13 protein-coding genes are annotated in these 16,937 nt (G+C 74.2%); 4 read left to right on the top strand and 9 right to left on the bottom strand.

Annotated features, from left to right (window positions below):
• A partial coding sequence (locus K7787_RS30195; RefSeq protein ID WP_223003581.1) for an esterase-like activity of phytase family protein occupies window positions 1-799 on the bottom strand: 799 nt, incomplete at its 3' end.
• A gap of 53 nt (window positions 800-852) precedes the next feature.
• Entirely contained in the window at window positions 853-1,782 is a 930-nt protein-coding gene (locus K7787_RS30190) for a serine hydrolase (protein ID WP_372456707.1), read from the bottom strand.
• A 129-nt stretch (window positions 1,783-1,911) separates the two neighbouring features.
• Here K7787_RS30190 and K7787_RS30185 point away from each other — a divergent pair, with 129 nt between their 5' ends.
• On the top strand, window positions 1,912-2,280 hold the full coding sequence (locus K7787_RS30185; protein ID WP_164389063.1) for a hypothetical protein: 369 nt from the start codon (window positions 1,912-1,914) through the stop codon (window positions 2,278-2,280).
• 231 nt (window positions 2,281-2,511) lie between these two features.
• Window positions 2,512-4,800, top strand: a complete 2,289-nt coding sequence (locus K7787_RS30180; RefSeq protein ID WP_223003580.1) for an ArnT family glycosyltransferase — start codon at window positions 2,512-2,514, stop codon at window positions 4,798-4,800.
• A gap of 84 nt (window positions 4,801-4,884) precedes the next feature.
• Here the strand turns inward: K7787_RS30180 and K7787_RS30175 are convergent, their stop codons facing one another.
• From K7787_RS30175 to K7787_RS30165, 3 genes are read right to left on the bottom strand one after another with little or no spacing between them, the layout of a single operon-like run.
• A complete protein-coding gene (locus K7787_RS30175) occupies window positions 4,885-6,570 on the bottom strand; it encodes a thiamine pyrophosphate-binding protein (RefSeq protein ID WP_223003579.1) in 1,686 nt (561 codons plus the stop codon).
• Window positions 6,567-7,547 (bottom strand): agmatinase, encoded by a 981-nt coding sequence (gene speB / locus K7787_RS30170; protein ID WP_009188729.1) that lies wholly within the window; start codon window positions 7,545-7,547, stop codon window positions 6,567-6,569. The genes K7787_RS30175 and speB overlap by 4 nt, the downstream gene beginning before the upstream one ends.
• Window positions 7,548-7,603: 56 nt before the next feature.
• Complete coding sequence (locus K7787_RS30165; RefSeq protein WP_223003578.1) at window positions 7,604-9,085, bottom strand: sodium:solute symporter family protein; 1,482 nt, start codon at window positions 9,083-9,085, stop codon at window positions 7,604-7,606.
• A 228-nt stretch (window positions 9,086-9,313) separates the two neighbouring features.
• On the opposite strand from K7787_RS30165, the gene K7787_RS30160 reads away from it, so the two are divergent.
• Together K7787_RS30160 and K7787_RS30155 are read left to right on the top strand one after the other, a co-directional pair.
• The gene (locus K7787_RS30160; protein ID WP_247721428.1) at window positions 9,314-11,140 is read left to right on the top strand and encodes a PucR family transcriptional regulator; all 1,827 of its coding nucleotides are present in this window, start codon (window positions 9,314-9,316) and stop codon (window positions 11,138-11,140) included.
• Window positions 11,141-11,507: 367 nt separating this feature from the next.
• The gene (locus K7787_RS30155; RefSeq protein WP_019980515.1) at window positions 11,508-12,296 is read left to right on the top strand and encodes a phosphatase; all 789 of its coding nucleotides are present in this window, start codon (window positions 11,508-11,510) and stop codon (window positions 12,294-12,296) included.
• A 53-nt stretch (window positions 12,297-12,349) separates the two neighbouring features.
• Here K7787_RS30155 and K7787_RS30150 read toward each other — a convergent pair whose 3' ends face one another.
• The 4 genes from K7787_RS30150 to K7787_RS30135 all read right to left on the bottom strand — a co-directional run bounded on the left by K7787_RS30150 (window position 12,350) and on the right by K7787_RS30135 (window position 16,193).
• Window positions 12,350-13,339 carry a cation diffusion facilitator family transporter gene (locus K7787_RS30150; RefSeq protein WP_019980516.1) on the bottom strand — a complete coding sequence of 330 codons (990 nt, stop codon included), beginning with the start codon at window positions 13,337-13,339 and terminating at the stop codon, window positions 12,350-12,352.
• A 5-nt stretch (window positions 13,340-13,344) separates the two neighbouring features.
• Entirely contained in the window at window positions 13,345-14,217 is an 873-nt protein-coding gene (gene tesB / locus K7787_RS30145) for an acyl-CoA thioesterase II (RefSeq protein WP_223003577.1), read from the bottom strand.
• A gap of 4 nt (window positions 14,218-14,221) precedes the next feature.
• Window positions 14,222-15,379: an acyl-CoA dehydrogenase family protein gene (locus tag K7787_RS30140; RefSeq protein ID WP_009188735.1), complete on the bottom strand. Its 1,158-nt coding sequence runs from the start codon at window positions 15,377-15,379 to the stop codon at window positions 14,222-14,224.
• A 220-nt stretch (window positions 15,380-15,599) separates the two neighbouring features.
• A complete protein-coding gene (locus tag K7787_RS30135) occupies window positions 15,600-16,193 on the bottom strand; it encodes a TetR/AcrR family transcriptional regulator (RefSeq protein ID WP_009188736.1) in 594 nt (197 codons plus the stop codon).
• Between the last annotated feature and the right edge of the window lie 744 nt (window positions 16,194-16,937).

Here is a 16,937-nt window from a genome sequence, read left to right as displayed (position 1 = left end):
ACTGCCCGGTCAGGTGGTCGACCTTCGTGGTGTCGGTGGCCTGGCGCGGGTCGGCGAGGTAGAGGCGCACGGTGTTGCCGACGCCGGAGGTGAAGCCGCGCTCCAGGACGAGCAGGCGGCCGTCGGGCGTGGCCTGCACCTCGGGGACGCCGAGGCCGTCGTCCGCGCGGTACGCGTACTGCGCGCCGAGCCGGAAGCGGCCGTCGCCGGTGCGCTGCCAGGTCTGGAAGCGGACGATGCCCGCGGTGTCGCCGGCGAGCGCGTACTCCATGGAGGCGAGCAGGGTGCGGCCGTCGGGCAGCAGGGTCAGGCCCTCGAAGGTCTGGTTGGCGGTGGCGCGGCCGGCCGGGGCGACCAGCAGGGAGGACGGCACCGGGAGCCGGTCGAGGATGCGGCCGGTGCGGGAGTAGCGGCGCACCGACGGCTCGGTCTCGGAGGTGACGAGCCGGGTCCCGTCGCGGTCGACGACCAGCGCTTCGGAGTCGAGCGCGGCGCCGTTCTCGTCGGCGAGCTGCACCACGCCGGTCGGCCGCAGCGTACGGCGGTCCAGGGTGAACAGCGACGAACGGTCCGAGAGGGCCGCGAGGTCGCCGTGCCGGTCGGCGGCCAGCGCGGAGAAGTTGCCGACGTAGCTTCCCCGGTACGTCGTCTTGTCCAGGGCGTCGGAGAAGCGGTCCAGGGAGACGGAGGGCGAACAGGCGTGGTCCTGGCGCGTGACGGCGGCCGCCGGCCCGACGGTCAGGCAGGTGGCCGCCGCCAGGCCGGCGGTGACGGTCGCGAGTACGGTTCTCAGGCGCATGACCGTCACCGTAGGGCCCCCGGGTGTCCGGCGGGAGACCGCCTTGTGAAGCGTCAGCCGCTCGGCGGCACCGGAACCAGCGCCTCCCGGGGCTGGGCGGTGGGCGTGTAGAGCGCGGACTTGGCCCCCTTCGTCGGCGCAAGGTCCTTGTGGATGGCGCGCGCGATGTTCTGGATGGTGGTGACGCCGTAGCTCATCGTGCTGTTGTCCTGCGTGAGGACCGTCATCGTGTAGTCGTGGCCGCCGCCGTTGAAGGTGCCGACGCTGTGCACGCGCCAGCCGTGGGTGGAGCGCTGCAGCCAGCCGTTCTTCACGTGCACGGCGACGGCGGACGGCGCGCCCGCCGGGGTGCCCCAGCGCTGGGAGGAGACGACCTGGCCCATCAGCTTGAGGATGTAGGCGCGGGAGCTGTCGCTGAGGACCTTGTTCTTGGCCGTGAGGAGGCCGAGCAGCTTCTGCTCGTCGCGCACGGTGATCTGGGTCAGGCCCCAGTAGCCGCCCGAGCCCGGCTTGGTCTGGGTCATGCCGGCCGCGGAGAGGAAGCCCTTGACCTTCGTCACGCCGAGCTGCTTCCACAGGCTGCTGGTCGCGTTGTTGTCCGACTGAGTGATCATCGCCTTGGCGAGGTTCGACTCACGGGTGGTCAGGTAACGGTTGGTCTTCTTGGCGTCCCACAGCAGGGTGGCCAGCACGGTCACCTTGACCACGCTGGCGGAGTCGTAGGCGGAGGTCTCCCGGAGGGTGCAGGTGGTGCCGGTGCTGCGGTCGTGCAGGCCGACGGCGACGGTGCCCTTGCGGCCGGCCATCGCCGCGGTGATGTCCTTCTGCAGTTTGGCGGCCAGGCCCGCTTTGGCGGACGTGCAGCTGACCTTGGGGGCGGCCGCCGAGGCGGGTGCGGCGAAGGCCACGCAGGACGCGAGCATCCCGGCGCCGGCGCCTGCCGCCGCCAGCGCTCTGGCGCGTCGGGATATCCAGTGAGTCATGCACAGTTGACGCACAGACGTGCGCAAAAGGTTGCACGGGAGAGTGAAACCATGACGGCGCGTCATGCCCCGGCACAGCCGGACCCCGTCGGAGGTGGACCGGCCCGCCGCCCTGGGCAGAGATCGCCCATGCCCGATCCCGCGTTCCACGACCACGTCCTGGCCGGCCGTCTCCTCGCGGCCCTGTGGACGGTACGACTCCTCGCCGGAGGCGGCGGAACCCCGCCCGAGAGCGGGGCGTTCCCGCCGAAGGCGATGCCCACCGAACTGGTGGGCGGCGAACTGAAGGCCCTCACCGGGCGTCTCCTCACGGCCAGGGGCCGGGACAACGACCGCTGGAAGGCGGCGGTCGAGGTCTTCCGCGACGTACCGGACCTGCTGCCGAAGAAGCTGTCCGACAAGAACATGTCGGAGGCCGAACTGAAGGCGTTCGCGGACGGGTACGACGCGCAACGCGCCGCCCACACCGAGAAGTACGGGCGTCTGCTGGAGCCGTGAGTCGGCGCGGCGGAGTACACGTCCCGCCGGAGTGCTTGTCCCGGCGGGGCATGTGTCCCGGCGGGGCGCGTGTCCCGTCCGGGGGCGTGTCCTGCCGGGGTGCGTGTCCTGCCGGGGTGCGTGTCCCGTCCGGGGGCGTGTCCTGCGCGGGGCATGTGGGCCGTCCGGGTTCACAGCCGGGGGCAAGGCGGGCCACAGGCCGCGCCCACCCGCGCTGTGCACGATGCCCGGGTGACCTCAGCCACCGATCCCCTCCCCCGTCCGCCCGCGAGCCCCGGCGCGCCGCCGCCCGACCGGCGCGCGGCGCACGCCGACGCGGACCGCCCCGGCGCGGCGCCCCGCTGGTCGCTGCCCGTGCTGCTCGCGATCCTCGCCCTGGCCGCCGGGCTGTACTCCTGGAACCTGTCCGGCTCCGGCCTGAACAGCTTCTACAGCGCCGCCGTGCTCAGCGGCACCGAGAGCTGGAAGGCGTGGTTCTTCGGCTCGCTGGACGCGGGCAACTTCCTCACCGTCGACAAGCCGCCGCTCGCGCTGATGGTGATGGGCCTGTCGTGCCGCGTCCTCGGCTTCGGCACCTGGCAGATGATGGCCCCGATGATCGCGGCCGCGCTGGCCACGATCTGGATCCTGCACTCCTCCGTGAAGCGGGTGTGGGGCCACGGCGCGGCGGCCGTCGCCGCGCTGGTCCTCGCCCTCACCCCGATCACCGTGGCCATCGACCGCGACAACAACCCCGACACGCTGCTGGTGCTGCTGATGGTCGGCGGCGCGGCCCTCGCCCTGCGCGCGGTGACGGGCGGGCGGCTGCTGCCGCTGGTGGGCTCGGCGGTCTGCTTCGGGCTGGCGTTCAACACGAAGATGCTCCAGGGGTACATCGCCCTGCCGGCCGTCGTCGCGGTGTACCTGTTCGCGGCCCGGCCGCCGCTGCTGCGGCGGATCGTCAACCTGCTCGTGGCGGGGGCGGCGCTGGCCGTCTCCAGCTTCTGGTGGGCGGCGGCGGTCTCCCTGGTGCCCGCCTCCGAGCGGCCGTACATCGGCGGTTCGACGGACGGCACCGCGTGGAACCTGATCATGGGCTACAACGGCCTGGGCCGGATCTTCGGCGGCGAGGGCAACGGCGGTGGCGGGGGCGGCGGAGGCGGCGGCTTCTCCGGCACGGCGGGGCTCGGCCGCATGTTCAACGACGTCCTGGGCGGCCAGATCTCCTGGCTGATCCCCTTCGCGGCGCTCGCCTGCGCCGGTGGTCTGGTGCGCTGCGGCCGGGCCCCGCGCACCGACGCGACCCGCGCGGCGCTGCTCCTGTGGGGCGGCTGGACGGTGCTGCACTACCTGACCTTCGCGATGGCCGAGGGCACGATGCACCCCTACTACACGACCGCGCTGGCGCCCGGAATCGCCGCCCTGTGCGGGGGCGGCGGAGCGATGCTGCTGCGCGCCTTCCGTGCGGACCGGCGCTGGGCGTGGGTGCTGCCCGCCGGGCTCGCGGCGACCGCGCTGTGGGCGATCGTGCTGCTGCGCCGGGCCGCCGGCTGGCAGCCCTGGCTGTGGCCGTCGATCGGGGTGCTGATGGCGCTGGCGATCGCGGGGCTGCTCGTCTTCCGTTCCAGCCGCCGGGCGCGGCTGCTGGCGGCCTCCGTGGCGGCGGCGCTCGTCGCGGCGGTGGCGGGCCCGGCCGCGTACGCCTGGTCGGTGCCGGCGGGCGCCGGTTCCGCCGGCGGCATGGGCGGCACGAACCCCACGGCGGGCCCGACCACCGGCAGCGGCTTCGGCGGCCCGGGCGGCGGCCGGGGCGGCGGAGGCGGCTTCCCGGGCGGCGGCGAGGGTGCTGCCGACGGCGAGATGCCTCAGGGCGCGCAGGCGCCCGGCGGTGGGGAGATGCCCGGCGGGGGCGAGATGCCCGGGAGCGCGAGCGGCGGGTCCGGCGACGGTGCTCCGCAGGGCGGCGCCCCGGAGGGCGGCTTCCCCGGGGGCGGTACGCCGCCGAGCGGGACGGACGGCCAGGGCGGCCAGGACGGCCAGGGCGGCCCGTCCGGCACGGACGGCACGGACGGCGCGGGCGACCGCACGGCCGGTACGGACGGCGCGGGCGGCGGCATGGGCGGCGGCATGGGCGGTGCGAGCACCGAACTCGTCGCGTACCTCAAGAAGCACCAGGACGGGGCCAAATGGCTGCTGGCCGTGTCCAACTCGCAGAGCGCCGCGCAGCTCATCCTCAGCAGCGGACAGCCCGTGATCTCCATGTGGGGCTGGTCCGGCTCGGACAAGGCGATGACCCTGGCCAGGCTCAAGGAGCTGGTGAAGAAGGGCGAGCTGCACTACATCCAGCTCGGCGGCGGCATGGGCGGCGGCTCCGGTTCGGTCACCTCCGAGGTCACGGCCTGGGTGCAGAAGCACGGCACCGCGGTGAAGGAGAGCGCGTACAGCACGAGCGGCACGGCGGACGGTTCCTCGGCCCAGGGCTCCTCCACCGAGAGCGGCCAGTCCGGCGTCTACCGGCTGGACCCCTCGGACGTCGGCTGACCCCTCGCTCCGCCGAACCCGCCGGGCGGCCCCCGACCAGAACGGTCGGGGGCCGCCCGGCCGCCCGTCCGTACGGCCCGCCCCTCAGCCCAGATGCGTAGGTGCGAACATCCGCAGCACCGCCGGGAGGACGACCACCGAAGGGCCGGGCGCGGACAGGGCCTTGGCCAGGTCCGTCTCCAGGGACTCGGGGGTCGTACGGACGCCGGGGACGCCGAAGGACTCGGCGAGGGCGACGTAGTCCGGGCGGGTCAGTTCGGTGGCCGTGGGCTCGCCGAAGGCGTCGGTCATGTACTCGCGCAGGATGCCGTAGCCGCCGTCGTCCACGATCAGCCAGGTGACGTTCAGGTCGTACTGGCGGGCGGTGGCGAGTTCGGCGATGGAGTACAGCGCGCCGCCGTCGCCGGAGACGGCCAGCACCGGGCGGGTCGGGTCGGCCGTGGCCGCGCCGAGGGCGGCCGGGAAGCCGTAGCCGAGTCCGCCGGCGCCCTGCGCGGAGTGCATGGTGTTCGCGCCGCGGGGGTCGAAGGCCGACCAGGCCCAGTAGGCGAGGATCGTCATGTCCCAGAAGGACGGCGACCCGGCGGGCAGGGCGCGGCGCACGGACGCCAGGACGTCCTGTTCCAGGGTGAGTTCCTGGGCGGCGATCCGCTCGCGGACCTTGTCGAGGAGTTCCCGTACGCGGCCCGGCGCGTCCTCGTCGGTGCGCTCGTCCACGGTCTCCAGCAGCGCCTGGAGGGCGAGGCGGGCGTCGGCGTGGATGCCGAGGGCCGGGTGGTTGGACTCCAGTTTGCCGAGGTCCGCCTCGATCTGCACGACCTGGCCGCGGGGCTTGAACGTGTGGTAGTTCGAGGAGAGTTCGCCGAGTCCCGAGCCGACGACGAGGAGGACGTCGGCGTCCTCCAGGAAGTCGGTGGTGTGCCGGTCCTCCAGCCAGGACTGGAGCGAGAGCGGGTGCGTCCAGGGGAAGGCGCCCTTGCCGCCGAAGGTGGTGACGACCGGGGCCTGGAGGCGTTCGGCGAGGGCCCGCAGCTTCCCGGAGGCGTCCGAGCGGACCACTCCGCCGCCCGCGATGATCGCCGGGCGCTCCGCGCGGGAGAGCAGGTCGGCGGCGACGGCGGTGAGTTCGGGGCGGGGCGGCAGCTCCTCGGGAGTGGCGTCCAGCGCGGTCACCACCGGCAGCCGGGTCCCGGCCAGCAGCACGTCCTGCGGGATCTCCACCCAGACCGGGCCGTGCGGGGCGGTGAGCGCGGACTTCCAGGCCGCCGCGATCGCGGACGGGATCTGGGACTGGCTGCGCACCGTGTGGACCGACTTGACCACGCCGCGGAACGAGGCGGCCTGATCGGGCAGTTCGTGCAGATAGCCGTGGCGGCCGCCGCCGAGTCCGGCGGTCGGGACCTGGCTGCTGATCGCGAGGACGGGCGCGGAGGCCGCCGCCGCCTCCTGGAGTGCGGCCAGCGAGGTGAGCGCGCCGGGGCCGGTGGACAGCAGCAGCGGTGCGGCCTCGCCGGTGATCCGGCCGTAGGCGTCGGCGGCGAAGCCCGCGTTGTTCTCGATCCTGAGGCCCACGTAGGCGAGGTCGGAGCGGCGCAGGGCGTCGAACATGCCGAGGGCGTGCTGGCCGGGCAGGCCGAAGACGGTGGTGGCGCCGAGCCCGGCCAGGGTCTCCACGACCAGGTCTCCGCCGTTGCGGCCGGGGGGAGGGTTGAGTGCGGCCTCCGTCTGGGCGGGCGTGGGGCGGAGCACCAGGTCGTGGTCGTGGGTCACTTCGCTTCGGTGTCCTTCCGGGCCGCGGCGATCTGGCGGCTCATGATGGTGGTCAGTTCGTAGGCGGTGTGGGAGGCGGCCACCGAGGTGATCTCGGCGTGGTCGTAGGCCGGGGCGACCTCGACGACGTCCGCGGAGACCAGGTTGCAGGAGGCCAGTCCGCGCAGGATCTCCAGGAGTTCGCGGGAGGTCATGCCGCCCGCCTCGGGGGTGCCGGTGCCGGGGGCGTGGGCGGGGTCGAGGCAGTCGATGTCGATGGAGATGTACAGCGGGCGGTCGCCGATGCGCTGGCGCAGCTGGTCGGCGATCTCGTCGGCGCCGCGCCGGTACACGTCGGCGGAGGTGACGATGCCGAAGCCCATCTTCTCGTCGTCGGTGAGGTCCTGCTTGCCGTAGAGGGGGCCGCGGGTGCCGACGTGGGAGAGGGCGGAGGTGTCGAGGACGCCCTCCTCGACGGCCCGGCGGAAGGGGGTGCCGTGGGTGTACTCGGCGCCGAAGTAGGTGTCCCAGGTGTCGAGGTGGGCGTCGAAGTGGAGCAGGGCGACCGGGCCGTGCTTCTTGGCGACGCTCCTGAGGAGCGGCAGGGCGATGGTGTGGTCGCCGCCGAGGGTCATCAGGCGGGCGCCGGTGCCGAGGAGGTCGTCGGCGGCGGCCTCGATGGTCTCCACGGCCTCGTTGATGTTGAAGGGGTTCACCGCGATGTCGCCGCCGTCGGCGACCTGGGCGAGGGCGAACGGCGAGGCGTCCTGCGCGGGGTTGTAGGGGCGCAGCAGCCGGGACGCCTCGCGGATGGCGTTGCCGCCGAAGCGGGCGCCGGGCCGGTAGGAGACGCCGGAGTCGAACGGGACGCCCACGACGGCGACGTCGGCGGCGCCGACCTCGTCCAGGCGGGGCAGCCGGGCGAAGGTGGCGGGACCGGCGTAGCGCGGGATGCGGGAGGAGTCGACGGGGCCGCGGGGCGTCTCGTTGCCGCTCATGATGAAATGCCTTCTTTCCTGCGCTTCGTCGCGCATGTACTGCTTTCCGGACGACTCTACTGGTGCGCCGGGACGGGGTCGGAGGCGAGTTCTGGACTGCGTCCGGCGAGGCGTTCGCGCCAGACGGCGAGAACCGCCTCGTCGGTGGGCCGGGTGGCCAGGGAGACGACGAGGTAGGCGGCGAGCGAGGCCAGCAGGCCGTAGTAGACGGGCTCGTTGGCCAGGATGCCGTAGCCGGCCATGAGGCCGATGACGGCGAGGCCGCCGACGATCACGGCGGCGAGGGCGCCCTGGGCGGTGCCGCGCCTCCACAGCAGGCCGCCGAGGATCGGCACGAGCAGTCCGCCGACGAGGAGGTTGTAGGCGACGGTGAGCGCTTCGACCACGTCGTTCAGGGCGATGGCGGTGCCGATCACGGCGAGGCCCATGACGAGGATGAACAGGCGGTTGTCCCGGACCTCGTCGTGCGCCTCGGCCGCCTCGTCGTGCGCCTCGCCGCCGGGGCGGACCGCGCCGCGCAGCCGGGACCAGATGTCGTTGTTGGCGACGGTGGCGCAGGCGATCAGCGCGCCGGAGGAGGTGGACATCACGGCGGCCAGGGCGGCGGCGAGGACCAGTCCGCGCACGCCGATGGGCAGTTCGTCCTTGACGATGGTGGCGAAGGCGTCGTCGGCGCTGGTCAGGTTCGGGTAGAGGACCTTGGCGGCGGTGCCGATGACGGCGCCGGCCAGGGCGTAGACCAGGCAGTAGGTGCCGGCGACGGTGCCGCCGGCGCGGGCGACGCGATCGCTGCGGGCGGTGAACACGCGCTGCCAGATGTCCTGGCCGATCAGCATGCCGAAGGTGTAGATGAGGACGTAGGTGAAGATCGTCTCGCCGCCGATGCCCAGCGGGTCGAAGTAAGAGGTCGGCAGCTTCGCCTTCATGCCGCTGAAGCCGCCCGCCTTGACGACGGCGATGGGCAGCAGCAGGAGCAGCACGCCGATCGTCTTGACGACGAACTGCACCATGTCGGTCAGCGTGATGGACCACATGCCGCCGAGGGTGGAGTACGCGACGACGATCGCGCCGCCGAGGACGATCGCGACGGTGCGGTTCAGGTCGAACAGGACGTCGAAGATCGTGGCGTAGGCGATGGTCGAGGTGACGGCGAGCATGAGGGTGTACGCCCACATGACGACGCCGGAGATGACGCCGGCCTTGCCGCCGTAGCGCAGGTCGAGCATCTCGGAGACGGTGTAGACCTTCAGCCGGGCGATGCGGGCGGAGAAGAACACGGACAGGGCGAGCAGGCCGAGGCCGATGGTGAAGACCATCCACGCGCCGGAGAGCCCGTACTTGTAGCCGAGGCCGACGCCGCCGATGGTGGACGCGCCGCCGAGGACGATCGCCGCCATGGTGCCGGAGTACATCGCGGGCCCCAGGCGGCGGCCGGCCACCAGGAACTCGCTCTTGGACCGGGCGCGGCGCATGCCCCACCAGCCCATGCCGAGCATGCCGGCCAGGTAGACGACGATCACTGTGTAGTCGACGGCCATGCGGGGCCCTCCTTCGCGCACGTTCCGGTGGCGTGTCGTGCAGGTGTGTGGGTTTCCCGAGGTCAGGCGCCTGGGGCGCGCTGAGGTCGGGTGGGCCGGCGGGGGCCGCGGGGACATCCGCCCGTACCCGCGGCTGCCGGTCCGGACTTGACCTTAGGTGGCCGAAAAGAGACTGCGAAGTGTACGTTTCATCCATTCGAGGGGGCCGTGATGGAGGGAACGCACACCATGCCGGACACGCAGCCCCCGGCCGGGTCCGCGGCCGTGCCGACCGCCGCGCCTGCGGCTCCCGCCCCACCGGTGTCTCCCGCCCCACCGGCCCCACCGGCGCCGCCCGTCCCGCCTACGCCGCCGGTCCCGCTGGCGGCGCTGCTGGCCCGCGAGGACCTGGCGCTGCGGCAGATCGCGGGGCCGTCCGGTCCCGGGGTGGTGATCCACGGGGCGCACACCTCGGAGATGGCCGACCCCTACCCGTACCTGCTGGGCGGAGAGCTGCTGCTGACGGCGGGCGTGCAGGCGCCGGGCGGGGGCTCGGACGCGGGGGGCGGCTCCGGTGCGAGGGGCGGCTCGGGTGCGGGCGGCGGCTCCGGTGCAAGGGGCGGCTCGGACGCGGGCGGCGGCTCCGGTGCGAGCGACGGATCGGGCGCGGGCGGCGGCTCCGGTGCGAGCGACGGCTCCGGTGCGGGCGGCGGATCGGGCGCCCCCTCCGGAGCGGTCGGCGGCGGCGCGGAAGCCTACTTCGACGCGTACGTCGCCCGGGTCGTCGCCGCCGGCGGCGCCGCGCTCGGCTTCGGGGTGGCGCCGGTGCACGACACCGTGCCCCCGGCGCTGGTCGCGGCGTGCGAGGCGCACGGGCTGCCGTTGCTGGAGGTGCCGCCGCAGACCACGTTCTCCGGGGTCGCCCGCGCGGTGTGGCAGCTGATGGCGCAGGCCCGGCTGGCCGAGCTGCGCCGGGTGACCGAGGCGCAGCAGAGCCTCGCCACGGCGGCCTCCCGGCCGGACCCGGTGCCCTCGGTGCTGCGTCAGCTGGCGCAGCGCACGGCGGGCAGCGCGGTGCTGTACGGCCCCGACGGCACCGAGGTCGCCGCGGCGGGCCGCACCCTGGACGCCCCGGCCGCCCGGGCCCTGGCCGCCCTCGCGGACGTGGTCCGCCCACCGGCCCCCGCGCCCGCGGCCACGCCCCCGCCCGCACCGGCCGGGGAGGCGGAGCCGCCCGCCGCCGCCCGCCCCTCCCCCGCTCCCTCCTCCGCCACCGACACCGTCGCCGGACGCCACCTCGCCGCCTACGCCCTCGGCGCGGGGCACGGCTTCGTGCTCGGGGTCGCCTCCAGGCAGCGCGGGCCCGGGGACCACACCATCGCCTCCGTCGCCGCCGTGCTGCTCTCGCTGCTCACCGGCGAGCACCACAGCGGCACCGGCGCGGCCCGTTCCTCGGCCCTGGTACGGCTGCTGCTGGGCGCCGCGCCCGAGGAGGTGGCGCCGCTGCTCGGCGCCGGGCGGTGGGCGGTCGTGCACGCCCGGCCGGCCGCGCAGGCCGCCGACGCGGTGGCCGCCTCCGCGCTCGGCGCGGCCCTCGGTTCGGCGCTGGTGGACCTCGCCGACGGCGTCGTACGGGTCCTGGTCCCGGCCGGGCGGGAACCGGCCGCGCAGCCCGGCTGGACCCTCGGCGTGAGCGAGGCCGTCGAACCGGCGCACTGGCCGGCCGCCGACACGCAGGCGGCCCGCGCCCTGGCCCGCGCCCGCGCCACCCGCACCGCCCTCGTCCGGCACGGCTCCCCGGGCGCCCGCCCCGGCCTCACCGCCCTGCTGCCGCCCGCCGAGGCCGACGCGCACGCCCGCGCGCTGCTCGCCCCGCTGGCCGATACGCCCGCGCTCGCCGAGACGCTGCGCACCTGGCTGTCCCTGCACGGCAGCTGGGACCGCACCGCGGTCGCCCTGGCCGTGCACCGCAACACCGTCCGCCAGCGCATCGCCCGCTGCGCCGCGCTCCTGGCCGCCGACCTGGACGACCCGGACACACGCATGGAGCTGTGGTTCGCCCTGCGCCACACCTGACCGGGACCAGGGCCGGGAGCCGACCGAGACCAGGGGCCGGGCGCTGACCGGGGCCGGGACGGGAGCCGACCGAGGCCAGGGGCCGGGCGCGGACCGGGACCGGGAGCCGACAGAGGCCACGACCGGGGCCGACCCGACCGGAGCCGACCCGACCGGAGCCGGGCCAGGCGCCGACCGGGACCGGAGCCCGGCGCGGACCGGACCGGAGCCGGGCGCGGACCGGACCGGAGCCGGGCGCGGACCGGACCGGAGCCGGGCGCTGACCGGGCCGAAGCCGGCCCGCCTCCGGCCGCGTGGCGGCGTGACCCGCGTCCCAGCGGCCGGAACGGCGGCGACGGATACGGATCACTGCATCACAATGGGTGGCATGCCGATACCCGGGACACCCAGCCGCGCCGAACTCGTCGACCACCTCGTCAGGACCCGTATCGCCGGGGACGTCGCCACGCCCCGCGAGAACAACCTCTCCCACTACCGCAAGCTGGCGAACGGCGACCGCAACTTCTGGCTGGGCCTGGAACTCGGCGACCGCTGGACCGACGAGCAGGACGTGCTCGCGGTGATGGCCGAGCGGGTCGGCGTCAACGACGACCCGGAGTACCGGCACGGCCAGGACACCATCGACCCGGAGCTGACGGTGGACGGCCTGGAGCGGCTGGCCGCCCGGCTGCGCAAGGCGGCCGACGGCGGCCAGCGGGTGCTGTTCGCCACCGGCCACCCCGGCGGGCTGCTGGACGTGCACCGCGCCACGGCCGCCGCGCTGCGCGCCGCCGGCTGCGAGATCGTGGTGATCCCGGACGGACTGCAGACGGACGAGGGGTACGTCATGCAGTTCGCGGACGTGGCGGTGCTGGAGCACGGGGCCACGCTGTGGCACACCCACTCCGGGGAGCCGATGCGCGCCATCCTGACGGGTCTGGACTCGGCGGGCCGGCCGCTGCCCGACCTGGTCGTCGCCGACCACGGCTGGGCGGGCTGCGCGGGCCAGCTCGGCGTGGACTCCACCGGCTACGCCGACTGCAACGACCCGGCGCTCTTCCTCGCCGAGGCGGAGGGCACCCTGCAGGTGGCGGTCCCGCTGGACGACCACGTGGTCAGCCCCCGCTACTACGACCCGATGACCGCGTACCTGCTGGACCAGGCCGGGCTGGCCTGACGGCTTCCGGAGGGCGGCCGCACGGCCGGGGCCCCCTCACGGCCGGGGCCCCCTCAGGGCCAGGGGTCCAGCCCCTGAGCGCGGCGCTGCGCCAACCCGGGCGTCGGGTCCAGATAGACCCGGGTGATCACCGGGAACTCCTCGCGCAGCCGCTGTTCCGCCCGCTCGCACGCCCACTCGATCTGGGCGGCGTCCGCCCCGTCCCGCAGGTCCACCTTCGCCGCCACCAGCGCCGAGTCCGGCCCCTGCACCAGCGTGGTCAGCTCCAGTACCGCCTCGATGTGCTCCACGCCCACCAGCAGGGCGCGGATGCGTTCGCGGGTGGCGCGGGGCAGCGGGCGGCCGATGAGCAGTTCGGCGTTGGAGCGCCCCAGCACCCAGGCGACGTAGAGCAGGAGCGCGCCGATGCACAGGGAGGCGACGCCGTCGTAGACGCCGGAGCCGGTGAGCTGGCCGCCGAGCAGGCCGCCGGCCGCGAGCAGCAGGCCGACCAGGGCGGCGGAGTCCTCCATGACGACGGCCTTGACGGCGGTGTCGGGGGTGCGCCGGAAGTAGCGGCGGAAGGGCACGTCGAGCCGGGCGGCCTCGCCGCGGGCCTGGCGCAGTCCGGTGCGCAGCGAGAAGCCCTCCAGCAGGAAGGCGACGGCGAGGACGAGGTAGGAGGCCAGCGGGTCGCCGAGTTCCTCGCCGCGGGTGAGGGTGCGCACGCCGTCGTAGAGGGAGAAGACGGCGCCGCCGACGAAGGTGGCGACGGCGGCGAGCAGGGCCCAGATGTAGCGTTCGGGGCCGTAGCCGAGGGGGTGGTCCTCGTCGGCGGGTTTCCCGCTGCGTTTGAGGGCGGTCAGCAGCAGCACCTCGGTGACGGTGTCGGCGACCGAGTGCGCGGCCTCCGACAGCATCGCGCTGGAGCCGCTGATCAGTCCCGCGACGGCCTTGGCCACCGCGATGCCGAGGTTGGCGAGGGCGGCGACGATCACCGTGAAGGTGGACTCGCCGCCGCCGGTGTCCGCCTGGTCCGTGTCCTGTACGGGTGGGAGGGCCATGCCCCTCAGTGTTCCCGGGGGACGCGGACCACGCCCTCCTGGATCACCGAGATGGCCAGCCGGCCGTCCTGCGTGTGGATGCGGGCCTGCCCGAGGCCCCGGCCGCCGTGTGCCGAGGGCGACTCCTGGTCGTACAGGAGCCACTCGTCGGCGCGGAAGGGCCGGTGGAACCACATGGCGTGGTCGAGGGAGGCCCCGACGACGTCCCCGACGGCCCAGCCGCCGCGCCCGTGGGCGAGGAGGATCGAGTCGAGCAGGGTCATGTCGGAGACGTAGGTGGCGAGGACGACGTGCAGCAGGGGGTCGTCGTCCAGTTTGCCGTTGGTGCGGAACCACACCTGGGAGTGCGGCTCGCGCGGCTCGCCGAACCTGCCGTACGGCGGCTCGTCGACGTAGCGCAGGTCGACGGCCTCGCGGGCCTCCAGGAAGCGTTCGACGACCTCGGGCGGGAGGTGGTCGTAGGAGCGCAGCCGTTCGGCGGAGGTGGGCAGGGTCTCCGGGTCCGGGGCGGCCGGCATGGGCGCCTGGTGGTCCAGGCCCTCCTCGTACGTCTGGAAGGACGCGGAGAGGTGGAAGATCGGCTGCCCGTGCTGGACCGCGACCACCCGCCGGGTGGTGAAGGACCGGCCGTCGCGGATGCGGTCCACGGTGTAGACGATGGGCGCGCCGGGGTCGCCGGGCCGCAGGAAGTAGGCGTGCAGCGAGTGGGCGTGCCGGTCGGCGGGGACCGTGCGCCCGGCGGCGACCAGGGCCTGCGCCGCGACCTGGCCGCCGAAGACGCGGGGCACGACGGCGGAGCGGGACCGGCCGCGGAAGATGTCCCGCTCGATCCGCTCCAGGTCGAGCAGATCGAGCAGGGACTCCAGTGCCGTGCTCACGTGCCTACAGGCCCATGTCCTTGGCGATGATCGTCTTCATGATCTCGCTGGTGCCGCCGTAGATGCGGTTGACGCGGTTGTCGGCGTACAGACGGGCGATCGGGTACTCGTTCATGTAGCCGTAGCCGCCGTGCAGCTGGAGGCAGCGGTCGATGACGCGGTGGGCGACCTCGGTGCAGAACAGCTTGGCGGAGGCGGCCTCGGCGGGGGTCAGCTCGCCGGCGTCCAGGGCCTCGGTGGCGCGGTCGGCGACGGCCTCGGCGGCGTCCACCTCGGCCTGGCAGGCGGCCAGCTCGAACTTGGTGTTCTGGAAGTGGGCGACCGGCTTGCCGAAGACGGTGCGCTCCTGCACGTACTGCTTGGCGAACCGGACGGCGGCCTTGGCCTGCGCGTACGCGCCGAAGGCGATGCCCCAGCGCTCGGAGGCCAGGTTGTGGCCGAGGTAGTAGAAGCCCTTGTTCTCCTCGCCGAGCAGGTCCTCGGCGGGGACCTTGACGTCCACGAAGGCCAGTTCGGCGGTGTCGGAGGTGCGCAGGCCCAGCTTGTCCAGCTTGCGGCCGACGGAGTAGCCCTCGGACTTGGTGTCCACGGCGAACAGGGAGATGCCGAAGCGGCGGTCCTCGGCGGTCGGCGCGGAGGTCCGGGCGCAGACGATCACCTTGTCGGCGTGCACGCCGCCGGTGATGAAGGTCTTGGCGCCGTTGAGGACGTAGTGGGTGCCGTCCTCGGAGAGCTTGGCGGTGGTCTTCATGCCCGCGAGGTCCGAGCCGGTGCCCGGCTCGGTCATCGCGATGGCCCACATCTCCTCGCCGGTGACGAACTTCGGCAGGTACCGCTTCTTCTGCTCCTCGGTGGCGAGCATCTTGATGTACGGCAGGGCGAGCAGCACGTGCACGCCGGAACCGCCGAACTGGACGCCCGCGCGGGCGGTCTCCTCGTAGAGGACGGCCTCGAACTTGTGGCTGTCCATGCCGGCGCCGCCGAACTCCTCGGGGACGTTGATCCCGAAGATGCCCAGCTCGCCCAGCTTGTAGTAGAAGTCGCGCGGGGCCTGGCCGGCGGCGAACCACTCGTCGTACACCGGTACGACCTCGGCCTCGATGAAGGCGCGAAGGGTCTCCCGGAACGCCTCGTGATCCTCGTTGAACACCGTACGGCGCACGCCGCCACCTCCACATGCCTCGGCTGTCTAAGCGCTTGCTCACACAAACGTACCGGCGGGTAGGGCAGGTGGTAAAGAGGCGGAGCAGTAACCCTCGTCACGCACGCGAAAAGGGGGCCTCCGGGGCGCGGGCGCACGCGGGGCCCGCGCGGGTCCCGCCAAGGGCTGGCGAGGTCCGCGCGGGTCCCGCTCGGGGCTGGCGGGGTCCGTGCAGGTCCCGCTAGGGGCTGACCGAGCGCCAGACGCGGTGCGCGAGGGCCGGCGCGGCCTCGTCGAGGTCCACGTCGCCCAGGGCGAGCCAGCGCCGCGCCAGCGCGGTCACCGGGCCCATGACCAGGGCCTCCAGCACGGCCGGCGGCAGCGCGGCCACCTCGCCCGCCTCCTGCCGGGCCAGCAGCCACACGGCCAGCGGGGCCAGCCGGGCCTCCTGGGAGCCGCGCACCTGCCGGCCCTGCTCCATGGCGTGGCGGTCCACGGTGACCGAGTGCATGAGCCGGGCCGCGTCCGGATGCTCCCGGACGAAGCGCAGATAGGCGCCCACCAGGGCCTCGATACCGCTGCGCGCGTCGCCCTCCGAGCGCTCCACCGCGCCGGCCAGTTCCGCCAGCAGCCGGCCCAGCCAGCGGTGCGCGAGCGCGGTCAGCACGCCCTGGAGGCTGCCGAAGTGGTGGTACACGCTGCCGGCGCTGACCCCGCTGGCGGAGGTCACCGCGCTCACCGTGACCCCCTCCTCGCCTCCCGCGGAGTAGAGGTCCAGGGCGCAGTCGAGCACCCGCTCGACGGTCGTCTCCCCCCGTCGCTGCTTGGGACCCATGGGTCAGTCGTCCTCGCTCCCGGCCTGCCGCTTCGCTCTTGCGGGGAGCGTAGCCGCGAAGCGGGACGGGAGGAGATTCTGAAATCATTTCCAGAATGTTTTCCGGAAAAGATTCCGGAACGCTCCGGTCGTGCCACAGAATGAAGCGACGGACCGCCCAGGGGCGTGGCCCGTCACGGATCGGAGGCGGGAGAGACGGGGCTTCCGCCTCCGGCCCCCGTACCGACGCGGCGGCCGCAACGGGGGCGCCGGGGGACGGGCACCGCCCGGTACGGGGGCCACCACCGGCACGACACGGACGAGCGCGGGACGCGTACGGCGCGCGGGGGCACGGCACGGCACGGACGAGCGCGGGACGCGTACGGTGCGCGACCGCATGGCACAGACGGGCACGGGACGCGTACGGCACGCGGGGGCACGGCACGGACGGACACGGGACGCGTACGCCTCGCGGGGGCACGGCACGCGTACGGCGCGCGGACGGATGCGCGGGCCGCACGGCGCGAACCCGCGCGGACGCCGCACGGCGGAACGGCGGGCGCAGGGCGAAGCCCAGCCCGCCAGGGGCGCGGGGAACTGCGCGCCCAGCCCCAACGAACCCGCACCCGCCCACGAACAAGAAGCCCCCACCCCGGAAGGCGCCCACAGGCGCAGGGCGAAGCCCAGCCAAGGGGCGCGGGGAACTGCGCGCCCAGCCACAACCCACCCGCACCCGCCCACACCCGAGAAACCCCCACCCCCTCA

The organism is Streptomyces sennicomposti, from assembly GCF_019890635.1.
Taxonomy (GTDB): Bacteria; Actinomycetota; Actinomycetes; order Streptomycetales; family Streptomycetaceae; genus Streptomyces; species Streptomyces sennicomposti.
This window is presented reverse-complemented; position numbering and strand designations above follow the sequence as displayed.